Annotated in this window: 14 protein-coding genes; 2 read left to right on the top strand and 12 right to left on the bottom strand. The window is 71.8% G+C overall.

The window, feature by feature from the left end:
• Window positions 1–117 precede the first annotated feature (117 nt).
• The 5 genes from AC3IF1_RS00485 to AC3IF1_RS00465 form a co-directional block, all read right to left on the bottom strand.
• Window positions 118–1,527 carry an MFS transporter gene (locus AC3IF1_RS00485; RefSeq protein WP_489215011.1) on the bottom strand — a complete coding sequence of 470 codons (1,410 nt, stop codon included), beginning with the start codon at window positions 1,525–1,527 and terminating at the stop codon, window positions 118–120.
• Window positions 1,528–1,708: 181 nt separating this feature from the next.
• Complete coding sequence (locus AC3IF1_RS00480) at window positions 1,709–2,638, bottom strand: glutaminase (protein ID WP_243973401.1); 930 nt, start codon at window positions 2,636–2,638, stop codon at window positions 1,709–1,711.
• Window positions 2,639–2,759: 121 nt separating this feature from the next.
• Complete coding sequence (locus tag AC3IF1_RS00475; RefSeq protein ID WP_489215008.1) at window positions 2,760–4,523, bottom strand: ABC transporter ATP-binding protein; 1,764 nt, start codon at window positions 4,521–4,523, stop codon at window positions 2,760–2,762.
• Between the two features lie 258 nt (window positions 4,524–4,781).
• A complete protein-coding gene (locus tag AC3IF1_RS00470) occupies window positions 4,782–6,149 on the bottom strand; it encodes an MFS transporter (protein ID WP_489215006.1) in 1,368 nt (455 codons plus the stop codon).
• Window positions 6,146–6,811, bottom strand: a complete 666-nt coding sequence (locus tag AC3IF1_RS00465) for a PRC-barrel domain-containing protein (RefSeq protein ID WP_489220292.1) — start codon at window positions 6,809–6,811, stop codon at window positions 6,146–6,148. The genes AC3IF1_RS00470 and AC3IF1_RS00465 overlap by 4 nt, the downstream gene beginning before the upstream one ends.
• Window positions 6,812–7,143: 332 nt before the next feature.
• Between AC3IF1_RS00465 and AC3IF1_RS00460 the strand changes: the two genes are divergently transcribed.
• Window positions 7,144–7,551, top strand: a complete 408-nt coding sequence (locus AC3IF1_RS00460; protein ID WP_243973404.1) for a hypothetical protein — start codon at window positions 7,144–7,146, stop codon at window positions 7,549–7,551.
• Between the two features lie 46 nt (window positions 7,552–7,597).
• On the opposite strand, the gene AC3IF1_RS00455 is transcribed toward AC3IF1_RS00460, so the two are convergent.
• The 3 genes from AC3IF1_RS00455 to AC3IF1_RS00445 form a co-directional block, all read right to left on the bottom strand.
• The gene (locus tag AC3IF1_RS00455) at window positions 7,598–8,032 is read right to left on the bottom strand and encodes a PRC-barrel domain-containing protein (RefSeq protein WP_489215004.1); all 435 of its coding nucleotides are present in this window, start codon (window positions 8,030–8,032) and stop codon (window positions 7,598–7,600) included.
• Window positions 8,033–8,126: 94 nt separating this feature from the next.
• On the bottom strand, window positions 8,127–8,612 hold the full coding sequence (locus tag AC3IF1_RS00450) for a DUF2721 domain-containing protein (protein WP_243973406.1): 486 nt from the start codon (window positions 8,610–8,612) through the stop codon (window positions 8,127–8,129).
• Between the two features lie 49 nt (window positions 8,613–8,661).
• Window positions 8,662–8,784: a hypothetical protein gene (locus tag AC3IF1_RS00445; protein WP_279598656.1), complete on the bottom strand. Its 123-nt coding sequence runs from the start codon at window positions 8,782–8,784 to the stop codon at window positions 8,662–8,664.
• Between the two features lie 243 nt (window positions 8,785–9,027).
• Between AC3IF1_RS00445 and AC3IF1_RS00440 the strand changes: the two genes are divergently transcribed.
• Window positions 9,028–9,387: an SWIB/MDM2 domain-containing protein gene (locus tag AC3IF1_RS00440; RefSeq protein ID WP_243973407.1), complete on the top strand. Its 360-nt coding sequence runs from the start codon at window positions 9,028–9,030 to the stop codon at window positions 9,385–9,387.
• A gap of 258 nt (window positions 9,388–9,645) precedes the next feature.
• Here the strand turns inward: AC3IF1_RS00440 and AC3IF1_RS00435 are convergent, their stop codons facing one another.
• From AC3IF1_RS00435 to AC3IF1_RS00420, 4 genes are all read right to left on the bottom strand, one after another.
• Window positions 9,646–10,443, bottom strand: a complete 798-nt coding sequence (locus AC3IF1_RS00435; protein WP_489215001.1) for an SDR family NAD(P)-dependent oxidoreductase — start codon at window positions 10,441–10,443, stop codon at window positions 9,646–9,648.
• 69 nt (window positions 10,444–10,512) lie between these two features.
• Window positions 10,513–11,928, bottom strand: a complete 1,416-nt coding sequence (locus AC3IF1_RS00430) for an MFS transporter (RefSeq protein WP_243973409.1) — start codon at window positions 11,926–11,928, stop codon at window positions 10,513–10,515.
• A gap of 436 nt (window positions 11,929–12,364) precedes the next feature.
• A complete protein-coding gene (locus tag AC3IF1_RS00425; protein ID WP_489214999.1) occupies window positions 12,365–13,711 on the bottom strand; it encodes an ATP-binding response regulator in 1,347 nt (448 codons plus the stop codon).
• Entirely contained in the window at window positions 13,708–14,931 is a 1,224-nt protein-coding gene (locus AC3IF1_RS00420) for an FIST signal transduction protein (RefSeq protein WP_489214997.1), read from the bottom strand. The genes AC3IF1_RS00425 and AC3IF1_RS00420 overlap by 4 nt, the downstream gene beginning before the upstream one ends.
• Window positions 14,932–15,060 lie beyond the last annotated feature (129 nt).

Below are 15,060 nucleotides of genomic sequence, written 5' to 3'. Positions count from 1 at the left end.
CGGGCAGGCGCAGGCCGGGCGGCCTCAGGTCCAGCATGCCCGCCGAGACGATATGGGTCTCGACCCCCCGCCCTTGCCCGCGGCGATGATGGATTCGGCATCGCGCTGCGGCCGGCATCACCCCGCGATCTTCTCCAGCGCCACGTCGCGGGTGCGCGGCCCGAGCAGGCCCACGAGCAGCCCGGCCACCAGCATCGCCGCGGAGATGAACAGGAACACCCCCGGGGTACCGGCCTCGCGCAGCACGAAGGCGATGACGAACCCGGTGAAGATCGCCGAGAAGCGGCTCCAGGAATAGACGAAGCCCACCGCCCGGGCGCGGATGCCGGTGGGGAACAGTTCGGCCTGATAGGCGTGGAAACTGTACGACATCACGTTGGAGGCGAGCGTCAGCCCGATCCCCAGCGCCACGATGGCGCCGACCTCCCGGGTCCGCGCGAAGGCCAGCCCGCAGGCGATGTAGACGAGGGCGGCGGCCACGATGACGTGCTTGCGCTCGAACCGATCGGCGATGGCGAGGCCGATCAGCGGCCCGATCGGGGCCGCGAGCGCGATCAGCGCCGTGTAGGCGAGGCTTGAGGTCACCGTGATGCCCTGCGCCACCAGCAGGGTCGGCACCCAGTTGGCGAAGCCGTAGAAGCCCACCGTCTGGAAGACGTTGAAGCCCGCCATCATCAGCGCCCGGCGCCGGTAGGGCGGCCTCCACAGGTCGCGGAAGGCGCCGCGCGGCTGGACCGGGTCCGGCGACGCCGGCGGCGGCAGCGGCCGGCCGGTCTCGTCGGCGATCTGCGCCTCCAGCCTCCGCAGGATCGCCTCGGCCTCCGCCAGCCGTCCGTGCTCCACGAGCCAGCGCGGACTCTCCGGAAGGCCCGCGCGCATCCACCAGACCACGAGGGCCGCCGAGGCGCCGATCAGCACGACCCAGCGCCAGCCGTCGATCCCCAGCGGCGCCGTCGGGATCAGCAGGTAGGACAGGAACGCCACCACCGGCACCGCGGTGAAGCCGATGCCCTGACACAGGGCGAAGGCGCGGCCGCGGATCGCCTTCGGCACCAGTTCCGAGAGGTAGCTGCCGATCGTCACCATCTCCAGGCCGAGGCCGATCCCGGCGACGAGCCGCCAGAGGTTGAGCCCGAACGCCTCGGTCTGGCAGGCCATCGCGACGTTGGCCGCCGTGTAGGCGAGGAGCGACCCCGTGAAGATCGCCCGGCGCCCGAACCGGTCGGCGAGCCAGCCGCACGCCAGGGTGCCGATGAACAGCCCTGTGAACAGGGCGGCCACGAAGCTCGCGACCCCGCTCGCCCCGAACAGGCCGGGCGTGGTCGGCGTGAGGATCCCGGCCCTCACCAGCCCCGGGGCGACGTAGCCGGTGAACAGCAGGTCGTAGAGTTCGAAGAAGAAGCCGAGGCCCAGCAGCGCCACGAGGCGCCAGATCGTCCGCGTCGCGGGCAGGCGGTCCAGGCGGGCGAGGAGGGTGCCGGGATCGAGATCGCTGGCCGACACCCGTGCCGCCGTGATCGTCGCCATGGTGCCACGTCCCCCTCAGGCGCCGGATCGACGCCCCGGCGCAGTGCCGCGGAACCCTCCGCGGCGCAAGCTGCGCCTCAGAGCCTGCTTGACTGCGCGGTTGCCATCGCGTGACGGTCTTGACCGAGGTTACGCCACCTCAGGACGCGGTCGAGACGGGAGAGACCGGTCAAACCGGCCCTCAGACCCCGAACACCGACCAGCCCATCCGCTGGGTCAGCTGCTCCAGGGCGACGCGGCCGAGATGGGAATTGCCCGCCGTGTCGAGGCCCGGGGCCCAGACGGCGATCGAGGCCTTGCCGGGCGCCACCGCCAAGATACCGCCGCCGACGCCGCTCTTGCCGGGCAGGCCGACCCGGTAGGCGAACTCCCCCGAGCCGTCGTAATGGCCGCAGGTCAGCATGATCGCGTTGATGCGGCGCGCCCGCTCCGCCGAGACCACCGAATGGCCGGTCGCCGGGTTGCGGCCGTTATGGGCCAGGAACCGCCCGGCCGTGGCGAGCTGGCGGCAGTTCATCGCGATGGCGCAGTGGTGGAAATAGACGCCCAGCGTGTAGTCCACCGGATTCTCGATGACCCCGAAGGACTTCATGTAGTTGGCGAGCGCGGTGTTGCGGAAGCCGGTGCGCTTCTCCGAGGCCGCCACCCGCTCGTCGATGGCGATGGTGGGATCCTGGGCCAGGAACTGCAGGAAGCGCAGGATCTCGCCCAGGGCCTCGCGGGGCTCGTGGCCGGAGAGGATCAGGTCGGTCACCGCGATGGCGCCGGCGTTGATGAAGGGGTTGCGCGGCACCCCGCGCTCCCGCTCCAGCTGGACGATGGAGTTGAACGGGTTGCCCGACGGCTCCCGCCCGACCCGCCGCCACAGCCGGTCGCCGACCATGCCGAGCGCCAGGGTCAGGGTGAAGACCTTGGAGACGCTCTGGATCGAGAACGGCGTCTCGCTGTCGCCACCGGTGAAGACCTGCCCCTCGCCGTCGATCACCGCGATGCCGAACTGGTTCGGGTCGATCCCGGCGAGTTCGGGGATATAGTCGGCGACCGCGCCCCGGTCGGGACGCTGGGCCATCTCCTCGGAGATGTCCCGGATGACGAGGGCGAGGTCGGGCACGGTCGGGCTCGGGCGGCGAGAGGCAACGGCCGCGGCGGATCCGGGCCGGCTTGCGGTCGTCTCGGGCAATGCAAGGTCCGGTCCGGCCGTCGCGCGGGGAGGGGCCCGGAATCGGCCGCCCTCAGGCGGCCGCGAGCGCTCCGGTCATGGATTCCTTCTTCATCAGCTCCCGGAAGAAGCCGTCGAGATGGGTCAGCTTGTCGGGCGACCCGTCCTGGATGATGCGGCCGCCCTCCAGCACGACGATCCGGTCGAAATCCTGCAGCGTCGAGAGACGGTGGGCGATGGCGATGACCGTCCGGCCGGTCATCAGGTTGGCGAGCGCGTGCCGGATCGCCTGCTCGGACTCCGCATCGAGGGCGGAGGTCGCCTCGTCGAGGAGCAGGATCGGCGAATTCTTGAGGATCGCCCGGGCGATGGCGATGCGCTGGCGCTGGCCGCCCGAGAGCTTGACACCGCGGTCACCCACGATCGTGTCGAAGCCCTCCGGCAGGGCCTTGATGAAATCCGTGCAATGGGCCGCCTCGGCCGCCTGCCAGACCTCGTCGTCGGTGGCATCGGGCCTGCCGTAGCGGATGTTCTCGCGCAGGGAGCGGTGGAACATCGAGACGTCCTGGGGCACCACCGTGATCGCCTCGCGCAGGGAGTCCTGCGTCACCCGCTCGATCTTCTGACCGTTGATGCGGATCGCCCCGCTCTGCACGTCGTAGAAGCGCTGGAGAAGCGAGAACAGGGTCGACTTGCCGCCCCCCGACTTGCCGACGAGGCCGACCTTCTCGCCGGGCTCGATGACGAGATCGAAATCCGTGAAGACCGGGCGTCCGTCCGGGTAGTTGAAAGCGACGTGGTCGAACGCGATCCTCGCGCCCTGGCCGGTGAGCGGCTCGGCCTCCGGATGGTCGACGAGGTCGTGGGGCTGGAGCAGCGTGTGCAGGGCCTCGGCCAGGCGGGCGGTGTGCTGCGTCGCGTCCACCAGGGCGACCGCGAGGTCGCGGGTGGCGGCGAGGATGCGGATGCCGAGGGTGCAGACCAGCACGACCTGGCCGTTGGTCGCTTGGCCGGACTCCCACATCTGGATCGCCCAGTAGAGCAGGCCGAACACGGCGAGCACGGTGAGCACCGCGTGCACGATCCGCAGCTTCTCCAGATAGAGCAGCGACGAGCGGCGGGCCCGCATCTCGGTGCCGATCGTGCCCTCGAAGCGCTGGCCCTCGCGCTTGAAGGCCGAGAAGGCGCGCACGAGTGACATGTTGCCGACGAGATCGACCATCTCGCCGTCCACGGAGGCCGCCTTGGCGGCGAAGTCGTGGTGCAGCGGCTTGCCGGCCGAGGCCATCTTGAACATCAGCACGACGACCGCGGCGAACACGCCCGCCAGGATCCCCGCCATCGTGGTGTTGACCGTGGCGATGTAGCCGATCGACCCGAAGGCCGCGACGGTGGGCGGCATCACGTTGAACACGAACATGTTCTCGACCGTGAAGATCGCGTTCGAGGTCGCCGTGATGCGCGACGCCAGGGTGCCGGGCTGGCGGTCCGAGAAGAAGGTCGGGGAATGGCCGGTCATGTGCCGGAACAGGTCGCGGCGGATGTCGCCGGTCACGCCCACGAAGGTGAAGGCGCCGGTCAGCGCCGCGACGCGCCACAGCATGTTGTCGGCGGCGATGAAGGCGATCAGGACCGTGAGCGCGCTCCACACCACGGTGTTGCCCGGCCCCTTGGTCAGGGCGTCGACCACGCCCTTGAGCGCGTAATCGGTGGAGACCGAGAAGCCCACGGCGCCGAGCACCGAAACCAGGATCACCAGGTGGGGCAGCCAGCGGCGGCGGAGATACCGCCCGACGAAGGCGAACGGCCTGTCGGCGTATCGGTGCAGCTCTTCCATCGCGGTGACCATTCCGTATTCGCGCGGCTTTGGCTTACGGGCAAGGCGGAGTGCAGCGCGGGCGCAGTCGAACCCGCAGCGGCAACGCGAGAGCGTTGCCATATGTTGCACCAGGCCGCACCTCCCGTGCGCTTTTATCCGTCAAACCTGAACGCCGCTTGAGCGGCCGGGAAACACCCAAGCGAATCCGGTGCCGCAGGCCTTCAGACCGGGTCGCGCGGGCGGACCGCGCTGAGTCAGGCGCATCAGGGTCCGGTATCAGGCCGCGGTCTCCGTCTGGTGGGTCTCGGGCATGATCAGCGCCACCAGCAGGAAGGCCGCGAAGCCCATGCAGGCGAGCCCCAGGAAGGCGCTGTGGCTGCCGAGGCGGTCGGCCATGATCCCGGCCAGGGAGGTCGAGAGGGCGGCGCCGATGCCCATGGCGGTGCCGACCGCGCCCAGCGCGAGGTTGAAGCGCCCGGTCCCGCGGGTGAGGTCCGAGACGATGAGCGGCACCATCACCCCGAGGACGGAGGCCGAGATCCCGTCGAGGACCTGCACGGCGACGAGACCGTAGGGATTGGTCGTGTAGGCGAGCATCAGGCCGCGCACGGGGAGCGCGCCGAAGCCGAACAGCAGCACCGGGTAGCGGCCGAACCGCTCGGCCGCCCGCCCGACCGCGGGGGCGCTGACCGCCAACACCGCCTGCGGGACCATGATGCAGGCCGCGACCAGCGCGGTCGCGGTCTCGCTTGCCCGCAGGGTCAGGACGCTGCCCACGAGGGGCAGCATCGCGGCGTTGGCCAGGAAGAACAGCACCATGCAGGCCGAGAAGCTCAGGAGCCCGCGGTTGGTCAGCAGGGCGCGGATCCCGTCCGGCCCAGCGGCGCGCGCCGCCTCGGGCCTGGCCGGCTCCTTGAGCACTGCGGGATCGATATCCCGGGCGCGGATGCGGGCGAGGGCGATCACCGTCGGGATGCCCAGGGCCGCCGTCAGGTAGAAGACCGCGCCGTTCGACAGGTAATAGCCGATGGCCCCCATCCCGGCGGCGCCCAGCGCGTTGCCCAAGGCCGCGAAGCTCGCGTTGCGGCCGAGGCGCTCCCCCGCATGGGCGCGCCCGACCAGGCCGATGCTGATCGCCGCGATGGCGGGCGTCAGCACGCAGCTCGCCCCCGAATGGATCGCCATCGCCAGAAGCACCACCGGGAAGCTCGGCCAGACCGCCAGGGCGAAGGCGCTGCCGGCGATGCCGATCACCGCCACCGCGGCGGCGAAGCGCTTCGAGCGGACGATGTCCACGAACGCCCCGCCCGGAACCTGGCCGAGCAGGGCGACCAAGCTGCCCACGGTGAGGGCGAAGCCGATATCGGACTGGGTCCACTTGGCCTGCGAGAAGTAGACGGCCAGGAACGGCCCGAAGCCGGTCTGCAGGTTGGCCACGAAGAACGCGAAGGCGTCGAGGCCGTGGCGGCTCGCCGGCGAGGCCGCATGCCCGGCCACGCCGGCCCCGGTCGCCTGGGCCGGCGCGCGCGGGGGCTCGGCCGTCTGATACTTCAGGCGCACGACACGCGCGCGGATGTCCGGCCTGGGCATCTCGCGCTCGCGATGGGAGACGACGGTTCGTACCTTCAATCGGGCCACCGTCATTTGTCCGGCGCCTTCTCCGGAGCGCCGGCGGGCGGGGTCGGGACCGTCGCCGCCGGAACCGTCGGCGCCACGGCGGGTGCCCCCGGGGCGGCCGCCGGCGCGGCGGCCTGATCGCCCTCGACCGAGGGGGCGGCCGGGCTGGCGGGGCCCAGCACCACGATCGGCTCGCCCGCCTTGTACTCGGGCGAGACGCGGACCTGGTTGCGGGTCAGCGCCACCGACAGCTTGCGCTCCTTGCCGCCGTCGGGCGTGAAGCGCAGGGCGCGCCAATCGACCGCGATCTTCCGGGTGCCGACCCCGAGGAACCCGCCGAAATCGATGATCGCGGCGCGCGGATGCCCCTCCTTGTCGATGATGATGTCGATCACCCGGCCCAGCTCGTCGCCCCCGGCGCTGCGCACGCTGCGGCCGAGCAGGCTCTCGTAATCCTGGGTGTCCAAGACGGTGGCCGGGGTGCCCTGCTGCGGCGCCGGCGTCCCCGCGGCAACGGGGGGCGGCGGCGCCGGGGCCGCGGGAGCGACCGGGGCCGGACTCGCCGGAGGGGCCGGACTCGCCGCAGGGGCCTGCGGCGGGGCTTGGCCGGACGCGCCGTCGCTCCCGCTGGGCTGGACCTGCGCCGCGGCTCCCGACGCCCAGAGGGCGAGCGTCACGGCCGCGATCATCCGGTTGGTTCTGAACACGCGTCGTCCTCTGAGGAAAGGTCGGGCCGAGCCGGTACCCCGGCGCAACCGCGACCATGTCGGCCGGGTCCGGGCCCGCCGCCGGCAGGACCCTGCCTGCGGATGGCCGTCGTGCCGCAGGACCTGGGCGAAGTTATGGACCCGGGCGGCCGGGCCGCAAGGTCCGGGCCGGCCTGCGCGCGGGGGCGCCCGACGGGAGACACGGAACCGGCGGCAGCGCGGATGTCTGGTTTTCGCCGCAACCGCGGCGTAGACAGCGGCCGATAAGCCATGCGAGCCGCGGAGACCAACGCGGCCCTTTCGAGGACTGCACGATGTCGACCCTCCCCTCGTCGCGCTGCGCCACGGTGCGCGGACTCGCGCTCGGCGTCGCCCTGGCCGGCCTCATGGCCGGCTGTCAGGCGCTCGGCGGGGGCGGCGGCGTGATGCCGGCGTCCGATGTCGGGCTCCCGCCCTCCATGCGCGGTGCCCTGCCCAACCGCGAGGCGCGCAACGCCCCGGCGGATGCCGACGGACAGCCGCTTCAGACCGCGCCGACGCGGCAGCTGGACCTCCCGAAGACCGCCGGCGGCGCGACCCGGTCCGCCGATGCGGGTGAGCGCCGCATCCGGCGCGAGGATCTCGACGGCGGCAACGGCGCGGTCGCGGGCAGCGGCAGCAGCGGCTCGATGGGGCCGATGATGGCGCCCGGCGGCTCCGTCGGCCTCGGCGGGAAGTTCTGAGCCCCCGGCGCCGGAGCAATCCGCTCCGGCACCGGGGCGCGGCCGGTCACGCCGTCGGCGCGCGCAGGCCGTAATAATCCTCGATCCGGCCGCGATAGGTCGGGTCCGCGAATCCGTCCTCGCCCGCCCCGTGGCTCGGTGCGCCGGCGAGGGCACCCGGGTCGATATCGACCACGTAGCCCCCGAGGTCGGGGCTGTAGGTCAAAGCCTTCCACGGCAGGGGATGATGGGCCTCGCCCAGACCCAGGAAGCCCCCGAAGGCCAGCACCGCGTAGGCGACCTGCCCGGAGACCTTGTCGACCATGAAATTGTGGACCGCGCCGAGATGGCGGCCGGTATGGTCGTAGACGGCCGTTCCCTCGACCTTGTTCGAGGCGATGAGCCGGGCCGTCTCGTCGATGGCGATGCCCTCGCCGGCGGGGTCGAGTTCCAGGGTTCCGGGCTTCCTCACGGCGCGTTCGTTGGGCAGGTCCGTCGGCATGATCACTCCCGCTCGCCGGATGCGGTACGGCCCGCATCCCGTTGATCCTGCGAACCAAGCGGGCCGAGGGCGCCGGGTTCCGCGCGGCGGGCGGTCAGGACTCGGCCGGGATGCCGGCACGGGCGCGCCGCTCGCTGACCCGGTCGCGGACGGTGCGGCTGGCGAGGAGCATCTCGAAGCCGAAGGCGACGAGGGCACACAGGGTGCACAGGATCGCCGCGCCGAACAGGCCGAACAGCAGCGTCGCCACGGTCGCGTCGCGCAGGGCCCCGACGAACAGCGTCAGCACCGCGCCGCAGGTCGCGACGCCCCCGAGGGCGGCCAGGAACACTGCGGCGTCCAGGGCCAGCGAGCGCCGGTGCAGGCGGTCGAGGCGGGCGCCCAGGCGGACGCGCTCCGCATCCCCGGCGCCGGCGAGCAGGCCGGAGACGTGCTCGGCCTGATCCGCCACCCGGGCGAGCCGCGCGCCAAAGACGTTGAGCAGCGTCGCGATGCCGGACAGCAGGAAGACGGGGCTCAGGGCGACCTGGACGACATGGGCCGTGCTTTCGAGGTTCGCGGGGGTGATCGGATCGGTCATGACGCCGGGCAGATGCACCGGGTCGACCGTTCCCGCAATCCCGGGCCGCTCAGATCAGGCCGCGGCCGGGTTCCATGCCCGATGCGGCCGGCTCGGCGCGGATGCCGAGTCCGAGACCAGTGACGAGCGCGGCGGCGAGCAGAAGCGCGAGTGTGAGAGCTGGGGCGAACATGACTGTACTTCAGGCGGAAGTTTATTAAGAGCAGGTTTCGCGCGGCTCGATCCGGTGAATAATCTTCGTGAGCGTGCCGACCCGGCGCTTCCGGTGCGGTTTTCCGCGCCTGCCTTGTGGATGAGGGGCCCGCGGAGGCGATTTCCCCTTGGAACAGCAGCGGCACCGCTTAGTTGCTGCTATGCTGGCTCGGCCGTGGGGTGATCTTGCCCCGGCCTGCGGCCCGAGAACCGGAGGAAGTAGATGGCCACAAAGACCGAGAAGGCTGCGCCCAAGGCGGCCAAGACCACCAAGACTGAAGAGAAGGCCGCTCCGGCCAAGGCTGCCAAGCCCGTCGCCGCCAAGGCCGCCGGCGCCAAGCCGAACGCCCTGCAGCAGCCGCTGAAGCCCTCGGCCGAGCTCGGCGCGATCGTCGGTACCAGCCCGCTGCCGCGCGGCGAAGTGGTCAGCAAGGTGTGGGACTACATCAAGAAGCACAACCTTCAGAATCCCGAGAACAAGCGCGAGATCGTGGCTGACGACAAGCTGAAGAAGGTCTTCGGCAAGGACAAGTGCTCGATGTTCGAGATGAACAAGCATCTCGCTGCGCATCTCAAGGCCTGATCGCTCCCTAGAGCCTTGCCCGGTCGAAGGCCCGGACCTTCGGCTCTAGGAGCACACGCGTCGGCGCGGGGACGGGCCAGCACCCGGTTTTCGCAGGGCGCCGCAGATCCCAGCCAGGTCCCAGCCAGGGATCCAGACCCGCAGGTCCGACCGGACGAGCCGCGCCGCGAGGTGCCCTCGACGGGCCCGGATCGCGGCCCGCCTCCCGCTGACCGGCGCCGGACCCTGGACGCGAACACGCGCCTGAAGCCGCGCCGCCTAGGCGATGCCCTGCACGACGCCGCCATCGACCCGCAGCGCCGCCCCGGTCGTGGCGCTCGCCGCCGGGCTGCAGAGATAAGCGACCAGGTTCGCCACCTCCTCGACCCGCGCGAGGCGCTTGATCAGCGAAGAGGGGCGGTGCTCGGCCACGAAGGCGCGGCCCATGGCGTCGAGATCGGCGTCGGCCTTGCCTCCGGCCATCTGGATCATGAAGTCTGCCACGCCCTCCGACAGGGTCGGGCCCGGCAGCACGCTGTTGACGGTGACGCCGCTCCCCGCGACCGTCTGGGCGAGGCCGCGGGAGATCGCGAGCTGCGCGGTCTTGGTCATCCCGTAATGGACCATCTCGGTCGGCGTGTTGAGGCCGGACTCGCTGGAGATGAAGATCACCCGTCCCCAGCCGCGCGCGGCCATGCCGGGCGTATAGGCCCGCGACAGGCGTACGCCGCTCATCACGTTCACCTCGAAGAAGCGCTGCCAGTCTTCGTCCGGGATCTCGAAGAACGGCTTCGGCTCGAAGATGCCGGTGTTGTTGACCAGGATGTCCACGTCCGGCACGGCGCGCACCAGGGCGGCGACGCCCTCCGCGGTGGCGACGGTCCCCGCGGCCGCAAAGGCGCGGCCCGCCTTCGCCTCGCCCCGCAGCGTGGCGAGGGCCGCCTCGACCCGTTCGGGGGTGCGCCCGTTGATGCCGACCTCGGCGCCGAGATCGCAGAGTTCCTTGGCGATGGCGTAGCCGATGCCGCCGGTCGAGCCGGTGACCAGGGCCTTCCGGCCGGTGAGATCGAGATCCATCAGAGGGCTCCAGCACAGGATATTTGGGGACAACGCGTGCCCGGGCCGGGCGTGGCATGAGGCGTCCGTCTAGCCGCTCCGACTCCGCCGCAGGACGCTGGCGCACCCGCCGATCACCGACAGGGCCGCCGCGCAGGACAGCGAGAGGGTCACGGCCCGGCCGGGTCCCTGACCGTGGGTCAGGCCGAAGATCACCGCCACGAGGGCGGCGCCGAGGGACTGGCCGGTGAGCCGGGCCGTCGACTGCATCCCGCTCGCGCCGCCGGCCCGCTCCCGCGGCGCGGAGGTGACGATGACCTTGTTGTTGGGCGACTGGAACAGGCCGAAGCCGAGGCCGCACAGGGTCAGGCGCCAGACGATGTCGAGGGTGGCGGGCGCGTCGGGCAGACGCGTCATGCAGACGAGGCCGGTCGCCAGCATGGCCAGCCCGATCCCGCCGAGGATCCCGGGCGGGTAGCGGTCGGCGAGGCGCCCCGACACGGGCGCCATCACCGCCACGGCGATCGGCCAGGGGGTGAGCAGGAAGCCGGTCTGCGTGCTCGACAGGTGCAGCACGTCCTGGAAGTAGAAGGGCAGCGCCACGTAGGAGACCATCTGGGCGCAGAACGAGGCGACCGAGGTCGCCATCGACAGGGCGAAGGCCGGGATGCGCAGCAGGTCCACCGGCAGCAGCGGCGCCGGCAGCCGGATCTGGCGCCGCACGAACACCGCGCCGATCACCAGCGCGCCTACGAGCTCCGCGGCCGCGATCCCCTGGCCCCCGGGGTCGCCCAGCCCGTCGATGCCGATGATCAGCAGGCCGAAGGTCAGCGCGTTGAGCACGGCGCTGACGAGATCGAAGGGGCGGCCGCTCGCCGGGGTCACCGGCAGGGTCCGGGAGGCCACCGCCAGCGCCAGGAGGCCCACCGGGATGTTGACCAGGAACAGCCAGGGCCAGGTCGCCACCGAGAGGATCGCGGCCGCCACGGTCGGGCCGGCCGCGGAGGCCACCGCCACCACCAGCGCCACGTTGGCGACGCCCTGGCCGATCATCCGGTGCGGATAGATGAAGCGCACGAAGCCGATATTGACGCTCATGATCGCCGCGGCCCCGAGCCCCTGGACGATGCGCCCCGCGATCAGGAGCGGCAGGCTCGGCGCCACCGCGCAGGCGAGCGAGGCGGCGACGAAGACCGCCAGGCCCGGCAGGTAGACCCGGCGGAAGCCGAAGATGTCGCCCAGGGCCGCGAAGGGCAGGAGGCTCGCGGTCACGGCGATCTGGTAGGCGTTGACCACGAAGATCGCCTCGGCGGGCTTGACCGCGAGGTCCTTGGCCATGACCGGCAACGCCACGTTGACGATGGCCCCGTCGAGGACCGCCATGGTCATGGCCAGCCCGATCGCCGCCATGGCGAGGACCCGCGCACGCGGCGGCAGGCCGTCGTGGGAGCTGCCGGGCGTGCCCCCAGCGGCGGCGGCGCCTGAACCAGCCGGGACCTGCACCATGATCGCGCGCACTCCTGCGGCGTCCCGGACGGGCCCGTGACGTCGATCGCTGGGGAAGTCCGGGCGCGGGACGCGCCGCGGATGCCGCTCCCTGTCGCGCGCGGGGGACCGGCCGTCGAGGGGCGTCGTGTGTCCTATGTCACGGCGCGGACGGGTTTGTTCGCGGCGCGGCCTTCCGCCGGTTCACCGTTTGCATTCTGCTTGCGCGGCGTGCGCCTGGGAAAGGGTGTTGCGCTTCGTCCTGCGCCGCGCCCGTTCCCCGACAGCTTCGGGCTCACCGGTTGCAATGGGCTCTCCCGACTTCCCCTGCGCCTTCCCTCCCCCGCAGAGGGGGAGGGAGACGCGCGGATCCGACCTCTGCCAATCTCGATGCCTCACCATCAAAGCCCGCATGGGAGAGGGGGCACGCCGCGCCCTGTGATCAGCCTCGCGGCGCTCAGGCCAGCATGTGGGTGAGCAGCGCGCGGAGCTGGGCCGGCTTGACCGGCTTGCGCACGAGCTCGGCCCCCGCCGCCGTCACCCGCGCCTCCACCGCGGCGGAATGGTCTGCGGTGGTCACGATCGCCGGGAGCGGATCGGCGCGCAGGCCCCGCAGATAGGCGGCGACGTCGAGGCCGCAGGCGCCGTCGTCCAGGTGGTAGTCGAGGACGAGGATGTCCGGCCGCGCCGCCCCGGCGGCGATGGCCGCCCGCACCCCGGCGAGGTTGCGGAAGGTCGAGACCCGGGCGTCCCAGTTCTCGAGCAGGCGGCCCAGGGCCTCGGCGGTGGAGGCGTCGTTCTCGACCACCAGGACATGGGCCCCCGAGAGGCGGGTCGCCACCGGTGCCGGCGGCGCGGCCGCGGCCGGGACCGCGCTCAGGGGCAAAACCAGGCTGACGCGGGTGCCGTGGCCGGGCCGCGAGGCCAGGGTCAGGGGATGGTCCAGCGCCTGGGCCATGCGGCGGACGATCGACAGGCCGAGGCCCAGGCCCGGCTCCTCCCCGCCGCCCGAGCGGACGCCGCCGCGGAAGAACTCGTCGAACACGAGGTCGCGCTCCTCCGGGGCGATGCCGCAGCCGGTATCGGTGACCTCGATCCGGACGCCGCCGGACCGCCTGCGGGCCGCCAGGACGATCCCGCCGGTCTGCGTGTACCGGACCGCGTTCGAGACGAGGTTCTGGAGGATGCGCTGCAGCAGCACCACGTCGCTGGTGACGGTCAGGTCCGGGCAGCGCACCGCCAGGCGCAGGCCCTTGCGCTCGGCGAAGGGCTTGAAGCTCTCCGCCAGCTCGGCCAGCAGGCCGGGCAGGAAGACCGCTTGCGGCTGCGGCCGGACGATGCCGGCATCGAGCTTGGAGATATCGAGGAGCGTCTTGATCAGGTCCTCGATGGTCTGCAGCCCGCGCTCGACCTGACCGGCGATGGCGCGCGCCTCCGGCGGACCGTCGAGGTCGGCGAGCGCCGAGATCGACAGGCGGGCGGCGTTCACCGGCTGCAGCAGGTCGTGGCTCGCCGCCGCCAGGAAGCGGGTCTTGGAGCGGTTGGCGGTCTCGGCCTCCTCCTTGGCGGCGGCCAGGGCCGCGTTGGAGCGTTCCAGCCGGTGCATCAGCCCGGTCAGCTCCTCGGTGCGGGTGCGGACGCGGCCCTCCAGCATGATCGCGGTCTGGAACAGCGAGTAGGCGCTGCCGCGCTGGTCCATGCTGCGCTCGACATGGGACATCAGCGCCGCGTTGATCCGCTCGAGCTTCGCGATCCGCCGGCGCAGGGCGGCGTCGGTCTCCAGCCCGTTCGGATGCGTGGTCACGACGCGGCCGGCGCCTCGCCGGAGGCCGCCAAGCTCTCGTCATTGAGGTTTCTGCCGATGGCGATGCCCGTGAAGGTCTGGTTCAGGTGCATCGCCCGGTACTGCTCGCCGAAGGTCTCGAAGCCGACGACGTTGTAGCGGCGGTAGAGGTCGGTGATGCCGTGGCGCACCTGACGGCTCTCGGCGTCCAGGCGGCGCAGGACGCATTCGAAGCCGATGATCAGGTCGACGCCGCCCAGCACCCGGTCCAGGCGGGACAGCTCGGCGCGGGTCGAGGCGACGATGTCGTGCGGCTCGGCGAGCGTCAGCACCACCCCCTCGTCGACCGCGCAGAAGAAGCTGAGCGAGCCGTCCTCGTTCATCCGCCGGATCGAGCGGCAGAAATACTCGCCGCCGACCTTCACGGCGAGCGGATAGGCCGCGAAGCTCATCGGCGACAGGCCCTCGGGGTCCAGGCCGATCGCCATGGCGTATTCCCGCGCCGCCGGCTCGGCGTTGAGTTCGTGCACCGTGCGGCGCTCGCCGTCCGAGGCGGTGACCACGAACTTGGTCCGGGTCGGCTCGAAATTGTCGCTCTTGAAGATCTCGACGGCGAAGTCGGTCTCCACCAGCACGAGGATCGCGGCCTTGCGGTGGATCCGGCCGCCATGCAGCATCACCGCGTCCCGGAAGCGCAGGTCGTCGCCGGCCGAGCCCCCGACGATCGGGATGCCGTCGAGGGCCCAGGCGATCGCCGACACGACGGTCTCCTCCGCGTTGGCCAGCCCGTCGATCAGCGACAGGGCGAAGCGGCGGCCGGTCGGGGCCGGATCGCCCTCGCGGCCCTGGTCCAGCGGATCGAGGGTGCGGCGCAGCCCCCGCACCGCGGAGGCGGTCCGCTCCACGTCGAGGTGGTCGATGGCGTCGAGCACGGTCGAGACGATGCGGAAACGCTCGGCGGGGAACGCGATGGCGACGAGGCCGCGGTCGAGGCCGCCGGCCGGCGCGATGCCCCCCGACATCGAGCAGCCGGAGACCGGCACCGCGGGGAACCGGGCCGCGAGTTCCAGGGCCAGGATCCCGGCGTCGTACTCGGCCGAGAAGAACACGACGATCTGCGACAGACGGGCCTCACGGATCGCCCCGGCTATGTCCGCGACCGCGTCGGTGGCCGTGGCCGCCTCCGTCCAGGCCGTCCAGATACCGCACAGATGGCGGCGCACACCCGATCCCAGAGCCACGTCTCACCCCCTGCGGCCCCCCTTGGCGGACTTGTCGTCCGCTCTCCCGTGTCGCGGGCCGAGTATGTCGCGCGCAATCGACCGGCGCAACGGGGTGTTCCGCCGGCCAATACCGGGTGTCCGGCGCCG

Source organism: Methylobacterium sp. E-012, assembly GCF_057836545.1.
The sequence above is the reverse complement of the archived record's forward strand: the minus strand, read 5'-3'. Positions and strand labels throughout refer to the sequence as shown.

What these genes read in the sequence shown, in the direction of transcription:
- AC3IF1_RS00485 (WP_489215011.1), bottom strand. Translation starts at nt 1,527, where the DNA reads ATGGCGACGATCACGGCGGCACGGGTGTCGGCCAGCGATCTCGATCCC.
- AC3IF1_RS00475 (WP_489215008.1), bottom strand. Translation starts at nt 4,523, where the DNA reads ATGGAAGAGCTGCACCGATACGCCGACAGGCCGTTCGCCTTCGTCGGG.
- AC3IF1_RS00470 (WP_489215006.1), bottom strand. Translation starts at nt 6,149, where the DNA reads ATGACGGTGGCCCGATTGAAGGTACGAACCGTCGTCTCCCATCGCGAG.
- AC3IF1_RS00465 (WP_489220292.1), bottom strand. Translation starts at nt 6,811, where the DNA reads ATGATCGCGGCCGTGACGCTCGCCCTCTGGGCGTCGGGAGCCGCGGCG.
- AC3IF1_RS00460 (WP_243973404.1), top strand. Translation starts at nt 7,144, where the DNA reads ATGTCGACCCTCCCCTCGTCGCGCTGCGCCACGGTGCGCGGACTCGCG.
- AC3IF1_RS00455 (WP_489215004.1), bottom strand. Translation starts at nt 8,032, where the DNA reads ATGCCGACGGACCTGCCCAACGAACGCGCCGTGAGGAAGCCCGGAACC.
- AC3IF1_RS00450 (WP_243973406.1), bottom strand. Translation starts at nt 8,612, where the DNA reads ATGACCGATCCGATCACCCCCGCGAACCTCGAAAGCACGGCCCATGTC.
- AC3IF1_RS00445 (WP_279598656.1), bottom strand. Translation starts at nt 8,784, where the DNA reads ATGTTCGCCCCAGCTCTCACACTCGCGCTTCTGCTCGCCGCCGCGCTC.
- AC3IF1_RS00440 (WP_243973407.1), top strand. Translation starts at nt 9,028, where the DNA reads ATGGCCACAAAGACCGAGAAGGCTGCGCCCAAGGCGGCCAAGACCACC.
- AC3IF1_RS00435 (WP_489215001.1), bottom strand. Translation starts at nt 10,443, where the DNA reads ATGGATCTCGATCTCACCGGCCGGAAGGCCCTGGTCACCGGCTCGACC.
- AC3IF1_RS00430 (WP_243973409.1), bottom strand. Translation starts at nt 11,928, where the DNA reads ATGGTGCAGGTCCCGGCTGGTTCAGGCGCCGCCGCCGCTGGGGGCACG.